General features: G+C 63.6%; 23 protein-coding genes. 7 read left to right on the top strand and 16 right to left on the bottom strand.

Annotated features, from left to right (window positions below; translation table 11 throughout):
• Window positions 1–90: 90 nt before the first annotated feature.
• On the bottom strand, window positions 91–2,007 hold the full coding sequence (gene dxs / locus J2858_RS03430; RefSeq protein WP_210103326.1) for a 1-deoxy-D-xylulose-5-phosphate synthase: 1,917 nt from the start codon (window positions 2,005–2,007) through the stop codon (window positions 91–93).
• 102 nt (window positions 2,008–2,109) lie between these two features.
• Complete coding sequence (locus J2858_RS03425; RefSeq protein WP_210103325.1) at window positions 2,110–3,033, bottom strand: pirin family protein; 924 nt, start codon at window positions 3,031–3,033, stop codon at window positions 2,110–2,112.
• A gap of 263 nt (window positions 3,034–3,296) precedes the next feature.
• On the opposite strand from J2858_RS03425, the gene J2858_RS03420 reads away from it, so the two are divergent.
• Window positions 3,297–5,279: a DEAD/DEAH box helicase gene (locus tag J2858_RS03420; protein ID WP_210103324.1), complete on the top strand. Its 1,983-nt coding sequence runs from the start codon at window positions 3,297–3,299 to the stop codon at window positions 5,277–5,279.
• Between the two features lie 890 nt (window positions 5,280–6,169).
• Window positions 6,170–7,090 (top strand): homocysteine S-methyltransferase family protein, encoded by a 921-nt coding sequence (locus J2858_RS03415; RefSeq protein WP_210103323.1) that lies wholly within the window; start codon window positions 6,170–6,172, stop codon window positions 7,088–7,090.
• Window positions 7,091–7,407: 317 nt separating this feature from the next.
• Here J2858_RS03415 and J2858_RS03410 read toward each other — a convergent pair whose 3' ends face one another.
• The 3 genes from J2858_RS03410 to xylF all read right to left on the bottom strand — a co-directional run bounded on the left by J2858_RS03410 (window position 7,408) and on the right by xylF (window position 10,672).
• Complete coding sequence (locus J2858_RS03410; RefSeq protein WP_210103322.1) at window positions 7,408–8,193, bottom strand: ATP-binding cassette domain-containing protein; 786 nt, start codon at window positions 8,191–8,193, stop codon at window positions 7,408–7,410.
• A gap of 14 nt (window positions 8,194–8,207) precedes the next feature.
• Entirely contained in the window at window positions 8,208–9,521 is a 1,314-nt protein-coding gene (locus J2858_RS03405; protein WP_210103321.1) for a sugar ABC transporter permease, read from the bottom strand.
• Window positions 9,522–9,631: 110 nt separating this feature from the next.
• The gene (gene xylF, locus J2858_RS03400) at window positions 9,632–10,672 is read right to left on the bottom strand and encodes a D-xylose ABC transporter substrate-binding protein (RefSeq protein ID WP_210103320.1); all 1,041 of its coding nucleotides are present in this window, start codon (window positions 10,670–10,672) and stop codon (window positions 9,632–9,634) included.
• A 179-nt stretch (window positions 10,673–10,851) separates the two neighbouring features.
• Between xylF and J2858_RS03395 the strand changes: the two genes are divergently transcribed.
• Window positions 10,852–12,120 carry an ROK family transcriptional regulator gene (locus tag J2858_RS03395; protein ID WP_210103319.1) on the top strand — a complete coding sequence of 423 codons (1,269 nt, stop codon included), beginning with the start codon at window positions 10,852–10,854 and terminating at the stop codon, window positions 12,118–12,120.
• A 62-nt stretch (window positions 12,121–12,182) separates the two neighbouring features.
• Here J2858_RS03395 and J2858_RS24220 read toward each other — a convergent pair whose 3' ends face one another.
• The 3 genes from J2858_RS24220 to J2858_RS03385 form a co-directional block, all read right to left on the bottom strand.
• Complete coding sequence (locus tag J2858_RS24220; protein ID WP_281067712.1) at window positions 12,183–12,311, bottom strand: hypothetical protein; 129 nt, start codon at window positions 12,309–12,311, stop codon at window positions 12,183–12,185.
• A 66-nt stretch (window positions 12,312–12,377) separates the two neighbouring features.
• The gene (locus J2858_RS03390; RefSeq protein ID WP_210103318.1) at window positions 12,378–12,632 is read right to left on the bottom strand and encodes an exodeoxyribonuclease VII small subunit; all 255 of its coding nucleotides are present in this window, start codon (window positions 12,630–12,632) and stop codon (window positions 12,378–12,380) included.
• A gap of 2 nt (window positions 12,633–12,634) precedes the next feature.
• A complete protein-coding gene (locus tag J2858_RS03385; RefSeq protein WP_210103317.1) occupies window positions 12,635–13,570 on the bottom strand; it encodes a histone deacetylase family protein in 936 nt (311 codons plus the stop codon).
• Window positions 13,571–13,718: 148 nt separating this feature from the next.
• On the opposite strand from J2858_RS03385, the gene J2858_RS03380 reads away from it, so the two are divergent.
• Entirely contained in the window at window positions 13,719–14,120 is a 402-nt protein-coding gene (locus J2858_RS03380; protein ID WP_348635442.1) for an acyl-CoA thioesterase, read from the top strand.
• A 13-nt stretch (window positions 14,121–14,133) separates the two neighbouring features.
• Here J2858_RS03380 and J2858_RS03375 read toward each other — a convergent pair whose 3' ends face one another.
• The 6 genes from J2858_RS03375 to J2858_RS03350 form a co-directional block, all read right to left on the bottom strand.
• Entirely contained in the window at window positions 14,134–14,556 is a 423-nt protein-coding gene (locus tag J2858_RS03375; protein WP_245365529.1) for a type II toxin-antitoxin system MqsA family antitoxin, read from the bottom strand.
• Window positions 14,557–14,560: 4 nt separating this feature from the next.
• Entirely contained in the window at window positions 14,561–14,884 is a 324-nt protein-coding gene (locus J2858_RS03370) for a type II toxin-antitoxin system MqsR family toxin (protein ID WP_245365528.1), read from the bottom strand.
• 39 nt (window positions 14,885–14,923) lie between these two features.
• Window positions 14,924–15,487 carry a biotin transporter BioY gene (locus J2858_RS03365; protein ID WP_210103316.1) on the bottom strand — a complete coding sequence of 188 codons (564 nt, stop codon included), beginning with the start codon at window positions 15,485–15,487 and terminating at the stop codon, window positions 14,924–14,926.
• Between the two features lie 39 nt (window positions 15,488–15,526).
• Window positions 15,527–16,132 carry an energy-coupling factor transporter transmembrane component T family protein gene (locus J2858_RS03360; protein ID WP_210103315.1) on the bottom strand — a complete coding sequence of 202 codons (606 nt, stop codon included), beginning with the start codon at window positions 16,130–16,132 and terminating at the stop codon, window positions 15,527–15,529.
• On the bottom strand, window positions 16,126–16,806 hold the full coding sequence (locus J2858_RS03355; RefSeq protein WP_210103314.1) for an energy-coupling factor ABC transporter ATP-binding protein: 681 nt from the start codon (window positions 16,804–16,806) through the stop codon (window positions 16,126–16,128). The genes J2858_RS03360 and J2858_RS03355 overlap by 7 nt, the downstream gene beginning before the upstream one ends.
• A gap of 202 nt (window positions 16,807–17,008) precedes the next feature.
• Window positions 17,009–17,935, bottom strand: coding sequence for a manganese catalase family protein (locus J2858_RS03350; protein ID WP_210103313.1), 927 nt, complete (start codon window positions 17,933–17,935; stop codon window positions 17,009–17,011).
• A 175-nt stretch (window positions 17,936–18,110) separates the two neighbouring features.
• Here J2858_RS03350 and J2858_RS03345 point away from each other — a divergent pair, with 175 nt between their 5' ends.
• From J2858_RS03345 to J2858_RS03335, 3 genes are read left to right on the top strand one after another with little or no spacing between them, the layout of a single operon-like run.
• Window positions 18,111–19,355 carry a winged helix-turn-helix domain-containing protein gene (locus J2858_RS03345; RefSeq protein ID WP_210103312.1) on the top strand — a complete coding sequence of 415 codons (1,245 nt, stop codon included), beginning with the start codon at window positions 18,111–18,113 and terminating at the stop codon, window positions 19,353–19,355.
• A complete protein-coding gene (locus J2858_RS03340; RefSeq protein WP_348635441.1) occupies window positions 19,352–19,792 on the top strand; it encodes a GNAT family N-acetyltransferase in 441 nt (146 codons plus the stop codon). Before J2858_RS03345 ends, J2858_RS03340 begins: the two co-directional genes overlap by 4 nt.
• Before the next feature lie 14 nt (window positions 19,793–19,806).
• Complete coding sequence (locus J2858_RS03335) at window positions 19,807–20,280, top strand: DUF5680 domain-containing protein (RefSeq protein WP_210103311.1); 474 nt, start codon at window positions 19,807–19,809, stop codon at window positions 20,278–20,280.
• 303 nt (window positions 20,281–20,583) lie between these two features.
• Here the strand turns inward: J2858_RS03335 and ribB are convergent, their stop codons facing one another.
• Both ribB and aroC read right to left on the bottom strand, forming a co-directional pair.
• Entirely contained in the window at window positions 20,584–21,684 is a 1,101-nt protein-coding gene (ribB, locus tag J2858_RS03330) for a 3,4-dihydroxy-2-butanone-4-phosphate synthase (protein WP_210103310.1), read from the bottom strand.
• 21 nt (window positions 21,685–21,705) lie between these two features.
• Window positions 21,706–22,818 carry a chorismate synthase gene (gene aroC / locus J2858_RS03325; protein ID WP_210103309.1) on the bottom strand — a complete coding sequence of 371 codons (1,113 nt, stop codon included), beginning with the start codon at window positions 22,816–22,818 and terminating at the stop codon, window positions 21,706–21,708.
• Window positions 22,819–22,975: the final 157 nt, after the last annotated feature.

The following is a 22,975-nucleotide window of genomic DNA, read 5'->3' as shown; positions in this document are numbered from 1 at the left end:
TGACCAGCCTGGAATGACCGTTTAGGGCCGACATCAGCCTTCGGCGAGCTGCTATAGGGAAAGTCGCGAACCCGCGGCTCCCCCGTCACCTCACCCAGCAGCCCCCACCTGAACCCCACGCCCCAGCGCGCTGAACACCGTCTTCACGATGCCGGCGCGGTCCAGTCCGGCCTTGGCGTACATCACTTCGGGTTTGGCCTGATCCATCCAGAGGTCGGGCAGAACCAGCGAGCGGATCTTGAGGCCGGTGTCGAGCAGGCCCTCGTTGGCGAGGAAGTGCATGACCTGTGAACCAAAACCGCCGACGGCGCCTTCCTCCACGGTCACGACGATTTCGTGGTGGCGGGCGAGCTGGCGGATGAGGTCGTGGTCGAGCGGCTTTGCAAAGCGCGCATCGGCAACGGTGGTGGAAAGGCCCGCAGCATCCAGATCTTCGGCGGCGAGCAGACAGTCGGAGAGCCGCGTGCCGAAGGAGAGAAGCGCCACCTTGGCGCCCTCCTTGATGACGCGCCCCTTGCCGATGGCCAGAATGTCGCCGCGTGCGGGCATCTCGATGCCAACCCCTTCGCCGCGCGGATAGCGGAAGGAAATCGGGCCGTCGTCATAGGCTGCGGCCGTGCGCACCATGTGCTTCAGCTCCGCCTCGTCGGCGGCGGCCATCACCACGAAGCCGGGAAGCGAGGCGAGGAAGCCGGTGTCGAAGGAGCCGGCATGCGTCGGGCCATCGGCGCCGACGAAACCGGCGCGGTCGATGGGGAAGCGCACGGGAAGCCCCTGGATCGCCACGTCATGCACCACCTGGTCGTAACCGCGCTGCAGGAAGGTGGAATAGAGCGCGCAGAAGGGCTTGTAGCCTTCGGTGGCAAGGCCGGCGGCAAAGGTCACCGCATGCTGTTCGGCAATGCCGACATCGAAGGTGCGGGCGGGATAGAGTTCCTGCAGCTTGTCGAGGCCGGTGCCGGAGGGCATGGCGGCGGTCACGCCAACAATCCTGTCGTCGTGGCGGGCTTCTTCCACCAGCGCATCGGCAAAGACGGCGGTATAGCTTGGCGCATTCGGCTTGGCTTTCGCCTGCGCGCCGGTGATCACATCAAACTTGTTGACGCCGTGATACTTGTCGGCGGCCGCTTCCGCAGGCGCATAGCCCTTGCCCTTCTGCGTCACCACATGGATCAGCACCGGGCCTTTCGCATTGTCGCGCACATTGCGCAGCACCGGCAGAAGATGCTCGAAGGAGTGCCCGTCGATCGGGCCGATGTGGTAAAAACCCATCTCCTCGAACATGGTGCCGCCGGTCACATAGCCGCGCGCATGTTCCACGGCCCGCGTGATCGCCCGGTCGACATTCTTGCCGAGATAGGCGGTGAGCTTCTTGCCGAACTCGCGAAAGCCCATGTAGCTGCGGCCCGAGGCAAGGCGCGCCAGATAGGCGCTCATCGCCCCCGTCGGCGGGGCAATCGACATGTCGTTGTCGTTGAGGATGACGATCAGGCGCGCATCGAGCGCGCCGGCATTGTTGAGTGCCTCATACGCCATGCCGGCCGACATGGCGCCATCGCCGATGACGGCAATCACGTTACGCGGCGTGCCGGAAAGCTCGGCCGCCACCGCCATGCCGAGGCCGGCGGAAATCGAGGTGGAGGAGTGCGCCGCGCCAAACGGGTCGTATTCGCTCTCGGTGCGCTTGGTAAAGCCGGAGAGCCCGCCTTCCTGGCGCAGCGTGCGGATGCGCTCGCGCCGGCCGGTCAGGATCTTGTGCGGATAGCACTGGTGGCCGACATCGAAGATCAGACGGTCATGCGGCGTGTTGAACACCTTGTGGATGGCAATCGTCAGTTCCACCACGCCAAGGCCCGCGCCCAGATGCCCCCCGGTTTTCGACACCGCATCGATCATCTCGTCGCGCAGTTCGCGCGCCAGCTGCGGCAGGTCACGGTCTTCGGTCTGACGAAGGTCGGCCGGCAGCTTCACCTTGTCAAGCAGCGGCGTCTGAGGGCTGGATGTCACGAATGATGGCCTTTTCTGCTCTTGTCCCGAGCCTTCGTTTTTTCCCAAGATGAGATGCAACGCGGCTTTTTCAAGTCTCTCAGAACGCGCTTCTAGACGAATTCATGGACTTGGCAAAGGCACGAACTCTTCTTCGTCACCGGGTACGATATCAAAGCGGCCGGTGCGCCATTCTTCCTTCGCCTGCTCGATGCGTTCCTTCGAGGACGACACGAAATTCCACCAGATATAGCGCTTGGAGTTCAAGGCGGCACCCCCAAACAGCATGATGTGACAACCCGTCTCGCCGCTTTTCAGGGTGATCTCGTCGCCGGGGCGCAGCACCAGCAGCTGGTCTTTGGCAAAACAGTCGCCCGCAACCCAAAGTTCCCCGGAAAGTATATAGATCGCTCTTTCTTCATGGGCGGCGGAAAAGGGAAAGCTTTTGCCCGGCTCCAGCGCAAGATCCACGTAAAGCGTATCGGTGAAGGTGGAAACGGGGGAGGAGAGGCCGTCGAGCGCGCCGATCACCACCCGGCCGGACACGCCGGGCATGTCGATCACCGGCATTTTTTCGCGCGCCGTGTGGGCAAAGGCCGGGTCGATCTCCTCATGCGTATCGGGAAGCGCAAGCCATGTCTGCAGGCCGGACATGGAGAGCGGATGCCCGCGCAGGTTTTCCGGCGTGCGCTCCGAATGCACGATGCCGCGCCCGGCCGTCATCAGGTTGATGTCGCCCGGACGGATCACAAGCTCGGTGCCCAGGCTGTCGCGGTGCTTGATCTCGCCGTCGAACAGGTAGGTGACGGTGGAAAGCCCGATATGCGGATGCGGCTTCACATCCAGCGCCTCGTCGGCCTTCAGCACCGCCGGTCCCATGCGATCGAAGAAGATGAATGGCCCGACAAGACGGCGCTGGCGGGTGGGCAGCGCCCGGCGCACGGAAAAGCCGCCGATATCGGAAGAGCGGGGAATGATCAGGTTTTCGATGGCGTCGCAGGCAAAGGCATCGCCGGGCGTCGGGTCGTTGCCGGGAAAGAAGGACATCAGCTTTTCTCCAGTCTGCGCGTCTCTTCTCCGCGCCTCATTCGTCTGCGTCAGCCTGCACGGCCATGTCGGCCCTGCGCGTCCTGCCACTATGCCACTTCCGGTTTCCCCCGTCTTGTCCATTTACCCTGTGGGAGAAGACAATGCGCCGGTGGCGCATGCGCTTTGACATTTCGCGCGCAAATCAGTAGGGAGAGGCCATATCCCGCTGCGACCCTCGCAGCCCGCGCGGCAATGCGCATGAAAATCCGAAAGACAGGTAGATGTCCGAATTGAATGGCGCCGTTCCGGCGATCGCCAAGGCGTTGACGAAGCGCGGTTACGAAACCCTGACCCCCGTCCAGCAGGCAATGCTCGATCCGGCGCTGGTCACCTCCGATGCGCTGGTGTCGGCCCAGACCGGTTCCGGCAAGACGGTGGCCTTCGGCATCGCCATTGCGCCGACGCTTCTGGAAGAGGCCGATCGCTTCGAGACCGCCCGCGCGCCGCTCGCCCTGGTGATTGCCCCCACCCGCGAGCTTGCCATGCAGGTGAAGCGCGAGCTGGAATGGCTTTACGAACTGACCGGCGCCGTGATTGCCAGCTGCGTCGGCGGCATGGACATCCGCAACGAACGGCGCGCGCTCGAACGCGGCGCCCATATCGTTGTCGGCACGCCCGGCCGTATCTGCGACCATATCCGCCGCAATGCGCTCGACATGTCGGAACTGCGCGTCGCCGTGCTCGACGAGGCCGACGAGATGCTGGATCTCGGCTTCCGCGAGGATCTGGAATTCATTCTGGAAGCAGCACCGGAAAGCCGCCGCACGCTGATGTTTTCGGCAACCGTCTCGAGCGGCATTGCCAAGCTTGCCAAGCGCTACCAGCGCAATGCCGTGCGCATTTCCACCACCACGGAGGAAAAGCAGCATGCCGATATCGAATACCGCGCGCTGGTCGTGGCGCCGGCCGACCGGGAAAACGCCATCGTCAACGTGCTGCGTTACTATGATGCCAAGAACGCCATCGTGTTCTGTTCGACGCGTGCGGCCGTCAACCATCTGACCGCCCGCTTCAACAACCGCAATTTCGACGTCGTGGCGCTATCGGGCGAACTGACGCAGAACGAGCGCACGCACGCGCTGCAGGCCATGCGCGACGGGCGCGCCCGCGTCTGCATCGCAACCGACGTTGCCGCCCGCGGCATCGACCTGCCGGGCCTCGATCTCGTCATCCACGCGGACCTTCCGACCAATTCGGAAACGCTGCTGCACCGGTCGGGCCGCACGGGCCGTGCCGGTCGCAAGGGCATCAGCGCGATGATCGTGCCGATCAACCAGCGCCGCAAGGCCGAGCGCTTGCTCGCCGGCGCCGACGTTACCCCCACCTGGGCCCGCCCGCCGTCTGCCGAAGAGGTGATCGGCCGCGACCAGGAGCGCCTTCTGTCCGACCCGATTTTTGCCGAAGAGGCCCGCGAGGAAGAACAGGACATCATCGCCCGTCTCGTCGAGGCGCATGGTGCTGAAAAGCTGGCAGCCGCCTTCGTCAATCTTTACCGTTCGCGCCAGTCCGCGCCGGAAGACCTGATCGAGATTTCCGTGCAGCCGGGCGGCCAGAAGAAGCCGCGCGACGGCGCCTTCGAACGGCAGGAATTTGATGCGACGCCGCGCACCCCGCGCAGCGAATTCGGCCCCTCCGTCTGGTACTCGCTGTCTGTCGGGCGCAAGCAGAATGCCGAGCCGCGCTGGCTCATCCCCATGCTCTGCCGCAACGGCAATCTCACCAAGGCGCAGATCGGCGCCATCAAGATGCAGGCGGAAGAAACCTTTGTCGAAATTTCTGCCGATCATGCGGCGGTGTTTTCCGAAGCCATCGGCTCGAACAAGACGCTGGAGCGCGGCATCCGCGTGACCCGGCTTGACGGCGCGCCCGACCTGTCGCGCCAGGCCGAGCCCAAGCCCTATGCCAAGAAGGCGTATGAGGACCGCCCGGCCCGCGAAGCCCCGCGCGATGGCGCCCGGGAAGGTGGCCGCGAAGACTGGTCGAAGAAGCCGAAGGGCAAGCCCGCCTATGCCGGCGACGGCGCAAAGAGCTTCGATAAGCCCTTCCGCGACAAGCCGGCCGGCGATCGCCCGTTCAAGGACAAGGCCCCCTTCAAGAAGGAGGGCAAACCCTTCAACAAGGACGCCAAGCCTTACGCCAATGACGGCAAGTCCTTTGCCAAGAAGAAGGCCCCCAAGCCCGCCGGCGCCAAGCCGCGCGGCTGATCCGGCCCGGCTGGCCCGGGTACGTAGACATCGGCCACACGCTAATCTCCCCCCCTTGAGGGGGAGATGCCCGGCAGGGCAGAGGGGGCCGCACTTGCGCCGACGCATGCGCGTCCCGTCTGCCGCTCAAAATTTCAATGAACCGAACTTGCCCGACCGGCTGGAGCGCGAAGTGACGCGACCGTAGCGGCTGGGGTTGCCCCCCTCTGTCCTGCCGGACATCTCCCCCTCAAGGGGGGGAGATCAGCTGGAAGCCGGCGCCGCATTCCAGGCCCAGCTCAGCAATCGCTGCAAACGGATGAGCGTTCCGTAAATGGCTGATGGAGGACGAGCACATCGGCCACACGCTAATCTCCCCCCGTGTGGGGGAGATGCCCGGCAGGGCACAGGGGGGCGTACTTGCGCCGAGGCAGGCGCGTCCGTCTGCCGCTCAAAATTTCAATGAACCGAACTTGCCCGACCGGCTGGAGCGCGAAGTGACGCGACCGTAGCGGCCGGGGTTACCCCCTCTGTCCTGCCGGACATCTCCCCCACAGGGGGGGAGATAAGCCGGATGCCGGCGCCGCATTCCAGGCCCAGCTCAGCAATCGCGGCAAACGGATGATGAGGGTTTCGCAAAACGGCTGGTGAGGGATGGAGACATCGGCCACACGCTAATCTCCCCCCTTGAGGGGGAGATGCCCGGCAGGGCAGAGGGGGGTAATCCCTGCCGCTATCTCAAGAGATTTGCCCTACGCCATGGCCTGCCACGCACTGAAACCCTTTGAGCACACGGCTCTCCACCGCCGCAGCCGCCGGCGACAAATCCCTTTCAACCCGCGCAAGAATTGCTTAAACGGAATTTTCAGCCCGTCGGGATCGGCTTGGGACGGGCAAAAAGGGCAGGGGCGATGGACAGACTTCTCATTCTCGATGGCGGCATGAGCCGTGAACTGCTGCGTCTTGGCGCCGAGCTCGTGCAGCCGGAATGGTCGGCGCTGGCGCTGATCAATTCGCCGGAGATTGTCGGCCAGGTGCATGCGGAATTCATCGCCGCCGGCGCCGATGTGATCACCACCAATTCCTATGCGCTGGTGCCGTTTCATATCGGCGAGGAACGGTTCGCCCGTGAGGGCGCGGCCCTCATCGATCTGTCGGGACGCCTGGCGCGCGAGGCGGCCGACAAGGCCGGTCGCAAGGTCATTGTCGCCGGCGGCCTGCCGCCGATTTTCGGGTCCTACGAGCCGGAGAGGTTTGATCCCGCCACCGTGCAGGATTACCTGTCGGTGCTGGTCGAAAATCTTGCTCCCCATGTCGATGTCTGGCTCGGCGAAACGTTGAGCCTCATTGCGGAAGGCGAGGCTGTGCGGGTGGCGGTGAAGGAGACGGGCAAACCGTTCTGGATCTCGTTCACGCTGGCCGACGATCAGGCGCAGGTGGCAGCGCAGACAGACGGTGGCGAGGCGCGCCTGCGCTCGGGCGAAAGCGTGCGCGATGCAGCCCTCTGGGCGGCCCGTTCCGGCGCCGAGGCGCTGCTGTTCAACTGCGCCAAACCCGAGGTGATGGAAAAAGCTGTCGCGACGGCCTCTGCCGTTTTTGCCGAAGAGGGCCTCGATATCAGGATCGGCGTCTATGCCAATGCCTTCGAAAGCGACACCGACGAAACGGCTGCCAACGAGGGCTTGCACGAAACGCGCGCGGACCTCACCACCGACGCCTATTCACGCTTTGCCTGCAGCTGGGCGGACGCCGGCGCAAGCCTCATCGGCGGCTGTTGCGGCATCGGGGCTGCCCATATCCACACGATCGCCGGGGTGTTGCGCGGGCGGTGAGGGTTTGGGGCGGCTGAGGGTTTGAGGCGGTGAGGGTTGGAGGCGGAGACCAGTGCGCCCCCCTCTGCCCTGCCGGGCATCTCCCCCACAAGGGGGGAGATCAGATTGGGATGCGTCCAGCTCCCTCTCTATCGACCAAGTCCCTTGATCGCGTGAAGGGCTTCATCCCTCTACAATGGCGGGCGCGACGGCAGCGCCACGATAATCTCCCCCCTTGTGGGGGAGATGTCCTGCAGGACAGAGGGGGGCAGCCTCCGGCACAGCGGTGGGCGGCCTCCGGCACGAGCGTTGTGCCGGAAAAGGTCCCGCCTTGCCCCTTACGCCATCTGTGCTGCGCCCGGTCCTGCCACCGCGCCCGGCGGCACCTTGCCCATGATGATCATGCCGAGCACTTCGTCCTTGGTGACATCCTGCGTGCGGGCATGGCCCACGACCCGGCCGTTCTTCATCACGAAGACCCGGTCTGCCAGATCGAAGACATCGTGGATGTCGTGGCTGATCAGGAAGATGCCGATGCCCTCGCGCTTCAGCTGGGTGATGAGTTCGCCCACCTGCGCGGTTTCCTGCGGTCCAAGCGCTGCCGTCGGCTCGTCCATGATGAGGATGCGGGCATCGAAGAGGATGGCGCGGGCAATGGCGACGGACTGCCGCTGGCCGCCGGAGAGTGCGCGCACCGGTTCCTTGAAACGCTGGAAGTTGGGGTTGAGGCGGCCCATCACTTCACGCGCCTTGGCCTCCATCGCCACGTCGTCCAGCGTGCCCCAGGGGGTGCGCAGCTCGCGGCCGAGGTAAAGGTTGGCGGCGGCATCGACATTGTCGGCAACCGCCAGCGTCTGGTAGATCGTCTCGATGCCGAACTGCTTGGCATCGCGCGGATTGTTGATCTCGACCGGCTGGCCATTGATCAGGATCTCGCCGGCATTGCGGCGGTAAGCGCCCGACAGGATCTTGATCAGCGTCGACTTGCCGGCGCCGTTATGGCCAAGAAGAGCCACGACTTCACCGGGGAAGAGATCGACAGAAGCGCTGTCGACTGCGTGGATACCGCCGAAGGAGATGGAAATGTCGCGCATTTCCACGAGAGGTGTGCGTTGTTGCGTCATGTCTCCAGTCCTCCTTAGCGTGCCCGGGCGCGATAGACGGTGTCGAGCCAGACGGCAAATACCAGCACCAGGCCGATCACGATACTTTGCAGCGGGGCATCCATGCCGAGCAGCACCATGCCGGAATTCAGCGACTGCATGACGACCGCACCCAGGACGGCGCCGGCAATCGTGCCCATGCCGCCGGCAAGCGATGTGCCGCCGATGACGGCCGCGGCGATGGTGTAAAGCTCGTCCAGCGTGCCTTGCGCATTGGTGGCGGCATTGAGGCGGGCGGTGGAAATGGCAGCGGCAACGGCGCAGAGAACACCCATCAGGGCAAAGATGCGCACCGTGACCCACCGCGTCTTGATGCCGGCCAGTTCTGCCGCTTCCGGATTGCCGCCGATGGCAAATACGTAACGGCCGAAACGCGTGCGGTTGGTGAGGAAGGTCATCACCACGGCGATACCAAGCGCGATGAGAACCGGAATGGCAATGCCGAGCGAGATGTCGAGGCCGCCTTCGGGCCAGGCAATCCCGTTTGCCTCCGCATAGCGGCGGGCAAGGTTCACCGGCATGTAGTAGCTGTTGAGCACGTTGACCGCGCCGAGCACCACGCCGCAGCCGACGATGCCGGTGAAATATTCAGCCCACATCGGCTTCAGCGGGAAACCGAAGCGCTTGCGCTGGCGGCGCGAATGCAGGATCGACAGCACGATGAAGATGCAGGCGATGACGCCGACGATCCAGCTTGCCGTGGCCCCGATCGAGCCGTCGGCACCGCCGCCCATCAGGCGGAACGTCGTGTCCATGGGGGCAACGGTGGCACCGCTCGTCACCATCCAGGCCGCACCGCGCCAGACCAGAAGCCCGCCGAGCGTGACGATGAAGGCGGGCACGCCGAAGAAGGCGATGATGGCGCCCTGGAAGGCACCGATTGCGCCACCGAGCGCGATGCCGATGATCAGCGTCAGCACCCAGGTGAGCGGATGGTCGAAGCCGAGGATGGCCGGCAGGAATTTCGTCTGGGTAACGGCCATGATCATCCCGACAAAGCCGAGGATCGAGCCGACCGAGAGATCGATATTGCGCGTGACGATGACCAGCACCATGCCGGTGGCCATCACGGACACCGAGGCCGCCTGCACCGAAAGGTTCCACAGGTTGCGCGATGAGAGGAACAATCCGCCGGACAGGATGTCAAATCCCACCCAGATGACGACAAGGGCAAACACCATGCCCAGAAGTCGCGTGTCCAATTCCGTTGCGTGAAAGAAACGCTGCCACAGGTTGCCCTTGGCATGGCGTGCGCTGCTGGAAGGCACGGCGATCGTCTGATCCGTCATGACCCTTCTACTCCCCTTTGTTATTTTTCAAAGCCACAGTCAGGCAAGGGACGCCGCAACGGGTTGCGGCGTCCTGCCCGGTCTAAAACGGGTGGCCTTCGGTCGCTGCCTTACTTGCAGGCAGGAACGGCGCCGGGCTTGACGCCCTGGCAAAGCTCGGCCTTGGAAATCCAGCCGGCATCCAGAACCACGTTCAGGTTGTCCTTGGTGATGGCCTGGGGCGTCAGGAACTGCGAGGTGATTTCCACGCCCTTTGCACCGCCCTTGAACTTGGTGCTACCGGGGATCTCGCTGATCTTCTTGCCACCGGCAAGCGCTACGGCCACTTCACCGGCCTTCTTGCCGAGCATACGGCTGTCCTTCCAGACAGACACGGTCTGCGTGCCAAGGGCGACGCGGTTGAGTGCTGCCTTGTCGCCGTCCTGGCCGGAGACCGGAACGGAACCGGCAAGGCCCTGGGCTTCGAGCGCTGCCACGACGCCGCCCGCCATGCCGTCGTTCGAGGAGACGACCGCATCCACCTTGTTGCCGTTCTTGGTCAGGAACTGCTCCATGTTCTTCTGGGCAATTTCCGGCTTCCAGCCATCCGTGTAGGCTTCGCCGACATTCTTGATCTTGCCGCTGTCGATGGCGGCCTTGAGCACTTCCATCTGGCCGGAGAAGACGAAATCGGCGTTCGGGTCGGTGGAGCCGCCCTTGATGAACACGTAATTGCCGGTCGGCTTGACCTTGAAGACTTCCTTGGCCTGAAGGCGACCGACTTCCTTGTTGTCGAAGGTGATGTAGTAGGTGTTCGGGTTCTCGATCAGGCGGTCATAGCCGATGACCGGAATGCCTTCGGCGGCTGCCTTTTCGATGGCAGGACCAATGGCGCCGGAATCCTGCGCCAGCACGATGAGGGCGTTGGCGCCCTGCGAGATCAGGCTTTCGATGTCGGTCAGCTGCTTTGCCGCAGAGGTCTGGGCGTCAGCGGAAATATACTTGGCGCCGGCAGCCTTCAGGGCTTCCTTGATGGCGGCTTCGTCGGTTTTCCAACGCTCTTCCTGGAAGTTCGACCAGGAAACGCCAACGACCAGATCCTTGGCCTGGGCCGGAACATGCACGGATGTGATGACGGCTGCAGCGGCCATCAGCTTCAAGACGGATTTCATTTTAAACCTCCCGAGTGACGCGGGCCGCGAACCTCCTCGTCCGCCCATGCCCGCTTGAAATAACCGTCGGCCAAACCCCCGATCCCCTGAGAAAGATTGTTTTTCTCGACAGTCGAGAAAATATCTGGCAGATGATGATGAACCTGTCAACAGCCCTCTCTCGAATGAATTTAATGCCCATGCGGAACCGCTCCCTCTTGCCCGGCGCACCGGATGCAGCGGTGCCCGCAAACCCGGTTCGGCCGGGGACGGAACTGCTGCGGCGCCAAAACCTGCGCTCGGTTCTGTCCGCCCTTCGCCTCAACGGATCGCTGTCGCATACGGACCTGTCGAGCCTTACGGGGCTTGCCTCGGCGACGGTCACCGCCCTGACGACCGACCTTGAAAAGCTTGGCGCCATCGCGCGCGAGGAGCAGACGGTGGCGGGCGTACGCGGCCGGCCGCGCGTGCTGTTTTCCCGCTCCGCCGCCTTTGCCCATGTGGTTGCGGTGCAGATCGCCTCCGATGCCCTGCATTATGCGCTGTCGGATTTTCGCGGCACGCTGATCGACCGGTTCAGCCTGGCGCGCGATGCCATGAGCAGCCGGCCGGACCGGTTTCTCGCGGAGATGGCTGGTGCCCTGGAGCGGCTGCTGCAGCGCTCGCGGCTGCACCCTTCGTCGATTGCGCTCCTGTCGTTGTGCAGCAAGGGCATCGTTGATCCGGAAGGGGGACGGCTTTTGTGGTCGCCGGTGTTCGGCCGCGATCCGGTGGATTTCCAGCCGCTGCTGGCAGCGTTTCCGCAGGCAGCGCTTGGCGTGGAAAACGAGACGCTGCTGGTCGCCCAGGCCCTGTCGCGGCGGAACCTGCCGCAGCTTGCGGGGCCGGATGGAAGCACGGGCCTCGTGGCACTGTCGCTTGGCCATAGTATCGGGCTTGGCATTGCGCGCAGCGAGGGGCCGGGCGGCGCGCTCTCGGTCACCGCCCCCAATTTCGGCCATATGCTGAATACTGTGGACAACCGGCTCTGTCGGTGCGGCGCCTATGGCTGCGTGGAGGCGACGGCCGGATTTTACGGCATCCTGCGGCTTGCCTTCCAGGTTCCGGAAAACACCATTCCGGCGAAATTCGTGCCGCTGTCGGAAATGGAGAAGATCGCAACCGCCGCCCGCCAGTCGAACCGCATGGCGCAATATGCCTTTCGCCAGGCGGGGCTGACGCTGGGGCAGGGGCTGTCGCGGGTATTGAGCCTTGCCGGCAATCTGCCAATCGTCGTCACCGGTCCGGGAACGCGCTTTTTCGATCTCCTGAAGGCCGGCATGGAGGAGGGGCTTTCGCAATCCCTGCACGTGCGCCTCAACGGCCCGCCGGTGATCGAGACGATCCCTGACGAGCAGTCCCTGGTCTTCGAGGGGCATCTGGATCGGGCGCTGACGGCAGTGGACGAGCGGCTGACGGCGTCGCGGTAAGCGGATTTACCGGTGCGTGGGGCGCTGTGGATCAGCGGCAAGGCTGCTGCCGCAAAGGCCGTTTAAGGATTGGTTTCGCCCGGCGTGAAGCCGATCATGTAGATACCTGCCAGCACGAGCGCCACGGCAAGGATGAGAAGAACGAAGGTGAGCATGCCGCTGCGGGCTTTGGGTCCGGTATCTTTTGCCATGGCGCGTCAACGGCAAACGCGCCTGTTTGTTCCAGCCGGCCGGCGTGGCGCGACCGCGCCTTATCCTCAAGCCTGGTCGAGCGGCTCCACACCCTGCGGCGCGCCGGCCCGGTCGAGACGGATCTTTTCGATGCGGTTTTCGGCAGCACTCAAAAGCTTTTCGCAATGTTTCTTCAGCGCTTCGCCGCGCTCGTAGATGGCAATGGATTCGTCCAGCGCCACATCGCCGCGCTCCAGCCGCGCCACGATGCTTTCCAGTTCCGCCACGGCCTTTTCAAAGCTGTAGCCGTTGACGTCGTTGCCGTCCGGGCTCTGCGACATTCTTAGCCTCTCATCAGTCTGCAAATATGGAGGCCTGCCGATTCGGCGAGACCTTCCAGATCATAGCCGCCTTCCAGAAGGCTGACGACCCGGTTGCCGGCGTATTTGCCGGCGATTTCCATAAGGCGGCCGGTGGCCCAGTCGAAATCGTCGCCGACGAGGTTGATCTGCGCCAGCGGATCGCGGTGATGGGCGTCAAAGCCCGCCGAGATCAGAATGAAATCCGGGCGGAATTCATGGAGCGCCGGCAGCACGCGGGTGGAAAAGGCCTCGCGGAAATGCTCGCTGGCGGAATTGGTTTCGAGCGGCGCATTGACAATATTTTTGTGCGCGCCGGTCTCGTGGCGGTCTCCCGTCCAGGGGTAGAGCGGCATCTGGTGGGTCGAGCAGAACAGCACGGAAGGATCGTCCCAGAAGATATCCTGTGTGCCGTTGCCGTGGTGGACGTCCCAGTCGACGATGGCGACGCGCTCCACGCCATGGGTCTTTTGCGCATGGCGGGCGGCAATCGCCACGTTGTTGAACAGGCAAAAGCCCATGGCCTTTGTCTTTTCGGCGTGGTGGCCGGGCGGGCGCGAGGCGACGAAGGCATTGTCGGCGCGGCCGGCAAACACGTCGTCTACGGCGGCCAGCGCGCCGCCGATGCCGGTCAGCGCCGCCTGCAGGCTCTTGGCACTCACATGCGTATCGGCCTCGATCTGGCGGATGCGATCCTCTTCCTCGGGGATCTCGCGCATGACCGACAGAAGATGGCTTTCCGGATGCGCCAGAAGCACCGTATCCTCATTGGCCTGCGGCGCTTCCAGCCGCTCAAGCCGGTCGAAATTCGGATGCTCCAGCGCAATCGCCAGCGAGCGCAGCCGGTCGGCGCGCTCCGGATGGCCGGCGGGCGTGTTGTGCTCGAGAAAGATCTTGTGTTCGTAAAGACGCGTGGTCATGGCCAAAGCTCCTGCCGCGCCGGATGCGAGCGGCGGGTCTCATCGAAATGGCGCAAACACCACCGTTTTTCAAGCGTCGGACAAGGCTTTGCAGCTTGTTCCTCCGGCCCGTCTGGTCTTAAATGCCGCCAAACAGAGTGGGGGTTGCGTGGCAGAGACCGGTCGATACAGTCATTATGCGTTCATCGTGCCGTTTCGCGATGTCAGCCTGCGCGGCGAGATGCACAGCGCCGCCTACATCACCTATGCGGAAGAGGCGCTGGCGCACTTCTGGAGCGCCCGCGCCACGGAAGAGACCGACCCCACCTTCTACGTCTCCAAGGTCGCCTGCGTCATCCACAAGGCGCTTCGCTTCGGCGACGACGTCTCGACAGCCGTGCGCGTCAGCAAGATCGGCGGCAAATCCGCAGGCTTTGCCATCCTGCTTTTCCGCAGCGACGCTCTCGTGGCCGAGGCCGAAATCGTCTGGACCGCCTGCGATCCCGAAACCGGCGAGGCGCTGGCGCTGCCGGAAACTCTTCGCGACTGGCTTTATCAGTATCTGGAGTGATGCTTTGCCCGGCTCAGACCGTGCGCAGATCCTCAACAAGGTGCGGATGTCGATCCAGCAGCTTTAAGAGTTGTACGGTCGGGCCGCTGGGCTCTGCAAGACCGCGCTCGTACTTGTCAAACGCGCTTTCCCCTACTTTCAGCAGCTGGCCGGCCTCGCGCTGGGAGAGTTGCAGCTTGTGGCGAAGCTTGCGGATGCTGACGGGCGAGGGAAGGCCGTCCATACGCTCTTTCAGAAGCCGCAAGGCTTCATCCGCAGCGCGCATGTCATCGCCCACATGCAGCCCGTCTCCGTCATCATCGGGATAATAGCCGGGCAGATCGACGGTTACAGTTTCACCCTTGTAGGAGACGGCAAAAGGACGTGAGCCACGGCGCAAGAGAGCGCCGGTTTCCGGGGAGATCATGGTTTCAGGTCTATGCCCTGCAACGGTCATGCGCTTACTTCTCCTTGAACGACATGACCGTGAACTGGGTGATCACGTCTGCCTGGAACTTCACGTAGAGAATGTAGCCCTTCGCCGGTACGTGGTAGACGTCCTGCCAGACCCTGTGATCAAGGACCGTCGTCATCGACTTGTAGAACATCGAAGGACGAATGCTTGCGATCGTCTCGACGACCCCTTGTCGGTCAAAACCCAGTGCCAGCGCATCACGCAGGGCCGAGGACGTCATGGCAAGCGCGTTTACCGTGCCCAGTGCCGCCTGTATTGCCTCAAGGTGATAGGTTGGCCGCTTCTTCTCCATGACGAAAAATGCCACCATAAAGGTGGCATTTCAAGTGCTGTCTGCTCTGGAGGCGGTTTATGCCCGCTGCGGCAGAAGAGGGTAGCCGACCATCACCGCGCGGGCGGCGAGTATGGCGATGGCGGCCTTCAGTAGGTCGCCAGGAATGAAGGCGAGGGAGCCGAAGATGACCTTGCTGAAGGGCGTGCCGGTCATCAGGGAAACCCATGGCATGCCGATCGCGTAGACGACGATAATGCCGCCGGCAACGCTTGCGGCAAAGAAGCCGGCGGCCTGCAGAAGCGCCGACTGGCCATCGCGCACCAGGCGCTCGCTGAGATAGCCGGTGGCGAAGCTGCCGAGGATCCAACCGATGATATAACCGCCCGTCGGTCCCATCAGGACGTTGAGCCCGCCGCGGCCGCCCGACAGAACCGGCAGGCCGACGGCGACCAGCACCACGAGGAGCACATAGGCGAGCGCCCCGCGCCGGGCGCCGATGATCGTACCCGCCAGCATGACGCCCATCGACTGTGCCGTGATCGGCACAGGAATGAAGCCGAGCGTCACCGGCGGGATGAGGCCCAGCACGATGATGATGGCAGTAAACAATGCCGACAGAACGAGATCCCTGGTGATCATGAAACACTCCGGTTGAGGGGTACAGGTCTTCCGATGCTTCTACTGGCCCCGAATGCCGCGCGCGTCAATCGCCTCTGCAATGCTGTCTGCTTCCTTGAGGGTTGAAATGATGAGCGGCCCGAGAATGGTCTGCGGCTTCAGCGTCAGGCCGCGCGCCGCATGCGCTTCTTTGAGCACCGCATAGCGTAGCGCAATGTCCGGCACGAACCGCAGCACCAGCCCGAAGGCCAGCCCGCCGTCTGCGGCCTTCATCAGCCCAAGCCGCTCCAGGGGCACCAGAAGCGCGGTGATGGTGTCGATGAAGTCGGCAATCGTCGTGGTGGCGGTCACGCTTGCCGCCAGAAACAGGATCGCCAGCAGGCGCAAGGTGGACGTAAGCGCCTCGTGCGGCGACAGGACGACGACATTGACGAGCCCGAAAAAGGCAATCGTGATGAGCACCGGGCGCAGCCGCCGAAAGGCCTCGCCCACCCCCAGCCCCAGCCGCAGATAGAGCGTGGCGGTGACGAGAAGGGCAAATCCCAGCGCCACGGGGTTCGCGACGAGGAAAAGCGCAAGGCCGATGATCATCAGACCCGCAAGCTTTGCCCGCACGCTCATGCGGTGGAGAAAGCTTGTGCCTTCGACATAAAGGCTGGTCAGCATGCGGCAGTCTCCCGGTAGCGAGCAATGGCCTCGGCACCGTCTCCATCGAAGGCAAGGCGGCCTTCGTGAAACACAAGCACCCGGCCAAAGCCTGAGACGAGATCCAGATCGTGGCTGATGACGATGGCCTGCTGCTCCAGCCCGTCGATCGCCCGCCTCACCAGTGCGCGGTTTTTGAGATCCAGCTGGTTGGTCGGCTCGTCGAACAGGATGAGCTTCGGTTCCGTCACCACCACGGCGGCCAGCGCTGCGAGCTGCAGCTGCCCGCCGGAGAGTTCGTGCGGGCGACGCTCGGCAAGCTCGGCGATGGCGAACCGGTCCATCACGGCCTCCACCGCTTCATCCAGCGCCTTGCCCTTCAGGCCTCGGGCTTTCGGTCCCATGGCGATGTCGTCGCGGATCAGCGGCAGGATGATCTGGTTGGCCGGGTTCTGGAAGATGAAGCCGGTGGCGGCAAGAACGGCTTTGGCATCCGCCACCGTGTCCATGCCGTCCAGCGTCACGCGGCCGCTTGTCGGCTTCACAAGCCCATTCACCAGCCGGGCAAAGCTCGTCTTGCCCGAGCCGTTGAGGCCGATCACGCCGATACGCGGCTCTGACAGCTGAAGGCTCAGCGGATGAAGCGCCACGCGCTCGCCGAAGCGCAATTCGGCCTTGTCGAAGATGATGTGCAAAGGGCGGGCCTCTTCCGGTCTTGAGGCCTCTATAAACCGCGAAGGTGGCAGGGGGGAAGCGCGGGACCGGCAATTTCGGTCTGCGACGCGGCGATCGAATGTGCCAGAGCCTTGCAGTCCGGGACGGGGCTTTCGTCAGCGGAGACGTGCCGGGGGAGACGTGCCGGGGTGAAATGCCCCGACACGGTTGTCGTTTCGTCCGTTATCTGGACTTCTTGTAGAGCTTTTCGGCGATTTCGAACATTTCCTCCGGCGAATAGTCCGGAGTGAATGCGGAGGGCACGCCGACGAACTGGTGGATCTTGCCGCCTTCAGGCATGCCGTCCACCACTTCCAGCTCGCCGGGCGGATCGTTCGGCAGGGCCACTTCGCCATTGCCCCAGATGCCGGACATTTCCTTGTAGTCGTTGGGGCTGAACGTATAGAGCCGGCGATGCGAGCCCTCGTCGAGATATTTTTGGCACTCCGGGATCTTGTCGAGCGGAATGTTGGGGGTCGGGAGGAATTTCTTCACGTCGACCCCGGTGATCTTTTCGAGCGCCAGCGCATAGGCATGCGCATGGACGGAACCGCGCACCAGAAGATAACCGCAGACTTCCCGGCCCGTCGGGTCCGACAATGTCTCATAGACGCGCAGCTTGTGCAGGCGTGCGCCGCATTCCAGATGGAAGTTGTGCAGCAGGTCGACCACGACATTGCCGGTCATGGTGATGAAGTCGTTGTTCCATGACACGCCATTGCTGTTGACGGGCATTGCGCCACCACCGCCCGACAAAAAGGCTGCGGCAAGCCGGATATCCTTCATGCCTTCCCAGGGCGCGTCGGAAATGTCGCCGCCATCGCCTGCATCGCCATCGGGAATGTCAGGGCCGTTGTTCAGCATGACGACGCCGTTGCTCACCAGCTCGACATGGCCGAGTTCTTCGGCCGTAATGCTGGCGACCAGCGAATAGAAGGGCCTCAGCTTTTCCTTGCTGCGAAAATTGAAGCTCTGGAACATATAGTTCCCGAGCGTGGACATTTCGCCGTACTTTCCTCCCAGCAATTCCTGGAGGGCGGCGGCGGCATTGGGATCTGCCCGCGCGGGCGCTGGCAGATTGGCCTGCAGCTGGTCTACTCTCATGAACATAAGGCGTTCCTTTGGTTGGAGTACATTGGCCCAACCGTGGGTTATGGCCGATGTTCCCCGCAAATCTTGCGGCTGTGACAATCAGTGGAATATCGCTCCTGCCGTCTCTCCTCACGGACCCCAGCGTGCTGCGTTTTCGGTTGAACAAAACGCGAACGGGAGCTAGCCTCTCTGCATGACGATTCTGATCGACAATCGCACGGCACGCTGGGCCTTCCTCGAACGGCAGGGGCTTTCGCGCGCGCCGAACCTGAAGCTTGACAAGCAGGCGCTGCTCGGCCTCATCGAGGATCTGGGTTTCGTGCAGGTCGACAGCATCCAGACCGTGGAGCGCGCGCATCACCAGATCCTGTTTTCCCGCAACCAGACCTATCGCCGCGAGGATCTGGCCGCCCTTCTGGAAACGGATCGGGCGCTCTTCGAGCACTGGACGCATGATGCGGCGATCATCCCCTCCGGCTTCTTCCGCTACTGGAAGCACCGCTTCCTCAGGGAGGAGGCGGCCATTCTGGCACGCTGGCAGAAATGGCGCGGCGAGGGGTTCGATGCAGTGTTCGAGGAAACCTATGCCCGGGTAAGGGAGGGCGGGCCGGTGATGGCCCGCGAGATCCGCCACGCCGATCATACCTCCGGCGGCTGGTGGAACTGGCATCCGTCCAAGACGGCGCTCGAATATCACTGGCGCACCGGCCGCCTGGCGATTGCCGGCCGGGTGAATTTCCAGAAGGTCTACGATCTCACCGAGCGTGTCGTGCCGGCCCATCATCATGAGCCGGAGGTCAGCCATGGCGAATTTGTCGACTGGGCCTGCCGCGCGGCCCTCTCGCGGCTGGGCTTTGCCACCTCCGGCGAGATCGCCGCCTTCTTCGACCTCATCACGCCGCAGGAGGCGAAAGACTGGGTTGCCCGCGAGGCGCAGGACCTGCAACCGGTGGAGGTCGTCACGGTGGATGGCCGCCGGCGCCTCTCCTACGCGCTGCCCGACCGGTTGCCGGCGCTTCTGGAACCGCCCGAGCCACCGGCGCGCATCCGGGTGCTGAGCCCGTTTGATCCGCTGCTGCGCGACCGCGACCGGGCGGAGCGCCTGTTCGGCTTTAATTATCGCATCGAGGTCTTCGTGCCCGAACCGAAGCGACAGTTCGGCTACTACGTGTTTCCGCTTCTGGAAGGCGACCGGCTGATCGGGCGCATCGACATGAAGGCGGATCGCAAGGCGGGCGTGCTTGCCGTCAAGCGGCTCTGGCTGGAGCCTGACGTGCGCGCCTCGGCCGGCCGGCTGGAAAAGCTTGATGCGGAACTGCAGCGGCTGGCCCGCTTCACCGGTGTGGAGCGGGTAGACTACGCAGAGAACTGGATATTTACGGACAATCGGGGCGGCCAGAGGTCGCGGGATCCGAAAACGGGAGACATGACAGAGTGACTGACGACGTTGCAACACGGCTGCCGGACGACTATCGCCTGGAGCCGCAGGCCCCGCCGCTTGCCGATTATCTGCGTCTTCGCCAGGTGGCCGGCCTCAGTCCGTTTACGCCGGAAGCCGCAAGCCTTGGCCTCAAGGGTACGGTTTTCGGCGTGCGGCTGGTGTGGGAGGACAAGATCGTCGGCATGGGGCGCATCATCGGCGACGGCGGCTGCTTTTTCCAGATCACGGACATTGCCGTCGATCCGGCCCACCAGGGCCGCGGCCTTGGCAAGCGTATCATGGCAGCCCTCACCGATCACCTGAAGGCGAATGCGCCCGAAAGCGCCTATGTGAGTCTCATCGCCGACGTACCGGCCAATCGGCTCTATGCCCAGTTCGGTTTTGCCGAAACGGCCCCGCGCTCTGTCGGCATGGCCATGAAGATTGTTCGGTAGCGGAGGCAGAGCCGATGGAGACTGGTGTCAATCTGGATGGTCTCCTGCCGTTCATCGTGGAGGCCAAGGCGGCCGCCTATATTGGCGGAAAGCCGGGTGAGGGATCATGCCGGCCGGGCTCGCGCGATATCCCCTATCGGCGGGGTGCGTGGTCCTATCTCGACAGCTATTTCGGTGGAACGGATTTTCTGGGCCAGGAAGTCGTCTGGCGTGACGGGGCGCCGGTCTGGGCGATGAACTATTATGGCCGGGTGCTGGATGGCGCGGCCATCGACGGCAGCCGTGCCGCCAATGTGCTGCGCGCGGCGCTGCCGCGGATGTATGCCGAGGGGCGGTTTCTCGGCGGTTTTGCGCACGATGCCGGCCCGTATCGCTATCTGGATGCAAGCGACGGCGACCATACGTCTTTCACCGGTGTCGAGCAGATCATGTTCGAGAACCGCGCGGTCTACCGGCTGGATTATCACGGTGGCCTGGTGGTTGCCTGAAGGCGCTGCGGCTATGGCGTTGATTAGACTTTAAACCCCCTCTCGCTGCCGCCATCTCCCCCCACAAGGGGGGAGACCCGATGGAGGCAGCGATCGGGCCCTTCGACAGCGTCGGGTTGATCTCCGACCAGTTCTTGTAGATGTTGGGAACGCGCCCGGTTCCTGCATCAGAGGGTGCGGCCGGGCTAAGCCCTCCCCCTTGTGGGGAGGGTTTGGGAGGGGTCTTTCTTCCTCTAGAAGAGATTTACCCCTTATGTTGGGAAGATGGCGGTAGCCTGACCGGCTGCCGACCGGTCAGACGCTTCAAACAATCTCGGTCGAGCTGATCTTGATGCCGAAGCCTTCCAGGCCGACATAGTGGCGCTCGCGCGAGGCAAAGAGGCGGATCGAGGTGACGCCGAGATCCTTCAGGATCTGCGCGCCGAGCCCGATTTCCAGCCATTCGCTATCGCGGCTCTGGGCCTGGCCGTGGTCTTCGGTGCCCATGCGGGTGCGCCGGTTGAGGCCTTTCTGGCCGACGCCGACGGAGCCTTCGCGCAGGTAGATGATGATGCCGCGCCCGGCCTCGGCGATCTTGTCCATGTAGCGGCCGATGCTGCGGTCGGTGCCGAAGACATCGCTTGCGACATTTTCCAGATGCAGGCGCACGGGAATATCGACGCCGTCACGGATGTCGCCGAACACCACTGCCAGATGCTGCATCGGATCCCAGGGCAGCGAGTAGGCATGCGCCTTGGCCTTGCCGACCGGCGTTGCGACGTCGAAGCTTGATTGCAGCTCGATCAGCGTTTCCTTGCGCTGGCGGTAGGCGATGAGATCGGCGACGGAGACCTGCGTCAGCTTGTGCTCAGCGGCAAAGGCTGCGACGTCCGGGCCGCGCATCACGGTGCCGTTGTCGTTCACCAGTTCGCTGATGACGCCGATCGGCGGCAGGCCGGCAAGCTTGCACAGATCGACCGCTGCTTCCGTATGGCCTGACCGCATCAGAACGCCGCCCTCGCGGGCGATCAGCGGAAAGATATGGCCGGGGCGCACGAAATCGGCGGCGCCCACATTCGAATTGGCGAGATTGCGCACGGTGAGCGTCCGGTCGTCGGCGGAAATGCCGGTCGTCGTGCCATGCTTGAAGTCGACGCTGACGGTAAAGGCCGTCGTGTGGGCGCTGTCGTTTTCGGCCACCATGGCGTTGAGGTTCAGGCGCTTGGCCTCCTCGCGCGGCATCGGCGTGCACACGATGCCCGACGTGTGGCGCACGATGAAGGCCATCTTTTCCGGCGTGCAGTGAACGGCTGCAACGATCAGATCGCCTTCATTCTCGCGGTCGTCGTCATCGGTCACGACAATGATTTCGCCGGCCTCGAAGGCCCGGATGGCATCGACAACGCGCTTTTGGTCGAAGGGCATGGCAGTCAATCCTTTTGAAAATTACTCTGTCGGCAATGAGCGGATGCGTCCGGTCTGGCCCCGGTCGCGCAGGAAATGATCGGCCAGCGCGCAGGCCACCATGGCTTCGCCGATGGGGGCGGCGCGAATGCCCACGCAGGGGTCATGCCGGCCCTTGGTGCGCACATCGACATTCTGCCCGTCGCTGTCGATCGACTGGCGCTCGGTCAGGATCGAGGAGGTGGGTTTGACTGCAAAGCGCGCCACGATGGGCTGGCCGGTGGAAATACCGCCAAGCACGCCGCCGGCATGGTTGGACAGGAAGAGCGGCTTGCCGTCATTGCCCATGCGCATCTCGTCGGCATTTTCTTCGCCAGACAGTTCTGCTGCGGCAAAACCGTCGCCGATCTCGACGCCCTTCACCGCGTTGATCGACATCAGCAGCGAAGCGATGTCCTGGTCGAGCTTGCTGTAGATCGGCGCGCCAAGGCCTGCCGGAACGCCGTCCGCCACCACTTCGATGACAGCGCCGATGGAGGAGCCCGCCTTGCGCACGCCGTCCAGATACTCTTCCCAGACAGGCACCATTGCCTTGTCAGGGCAGAAGAAGGGGTTGTTGTCGACTTCCGCCCAGTCCCAGCGGTTGCGGTCGATCTTGTGAATGCCGATCTGAGTGAGTGCTGCACGAACGGTGACGCCGGGCAGAACCTTGCGGGCAAGCGCACCGGCCGCCACGCGGGCCGCCGTCTCGCGCGCGGAAGAGCGTCCGCCGCCGCGATAGTCGCGAATGCCGTATTTCACGTCATAGGCAAAATCGGCGTGTCCGGGACGGTAGCGCTTGGCGATCTCGCCATAATCCTTGGAGCGCTGGTCGGTGTTTTCGATCAGCATCGAAATCGGCGTGCCGGTCGTCGTCATCGTCACGCCGTCCTCGTCCAGCATCACGCCGGAGAGCACCTTGACGATATCGTCCTCGCGGCGCTGGGTCACGAAGCGCGACTGGCCGGGCTTGCGCTTGTCCATGAAGGCCTGGATTTCGGCGGCGGTGAAGCGGATGCCGGGCGGGCAGCCATCCACGACGCATCCAAGCGCCGGGCCATGGCTTTCGCCCCAGGTGGTGACGCGGAACAGATGACCGAATGTATTATGCGACATGAACCCTGACCGTTGAGCGCCGGCAAACCCCGTGGCGGGAAGCCGTCGTGACGTGAAGCGCACTTGTCATAGTGGAAAAGGGGGGCGGGGGGGAAGCCCTTTTTGTGCCGCACGCCGGGCTCCCGCGCCGGCCGCTGCTCGCTGCCCTGATCGAGGA

Origin of the sequence: Neorhizobium galegae (assembly GCF_017877135.1) — a bacterium.
Lineage (GTDB): Bacteria > Pseudomonadota > Alphaproteobacteria > Rhizobiales > Rhizobiaceae > Neorhizobium > Neorhizobium galegae_A.
The sequence above is the reverse complement of the archived record's forward strand: the minus strand, read 5'-3'. Positions and strand labels throughout refer to the sequence as shown.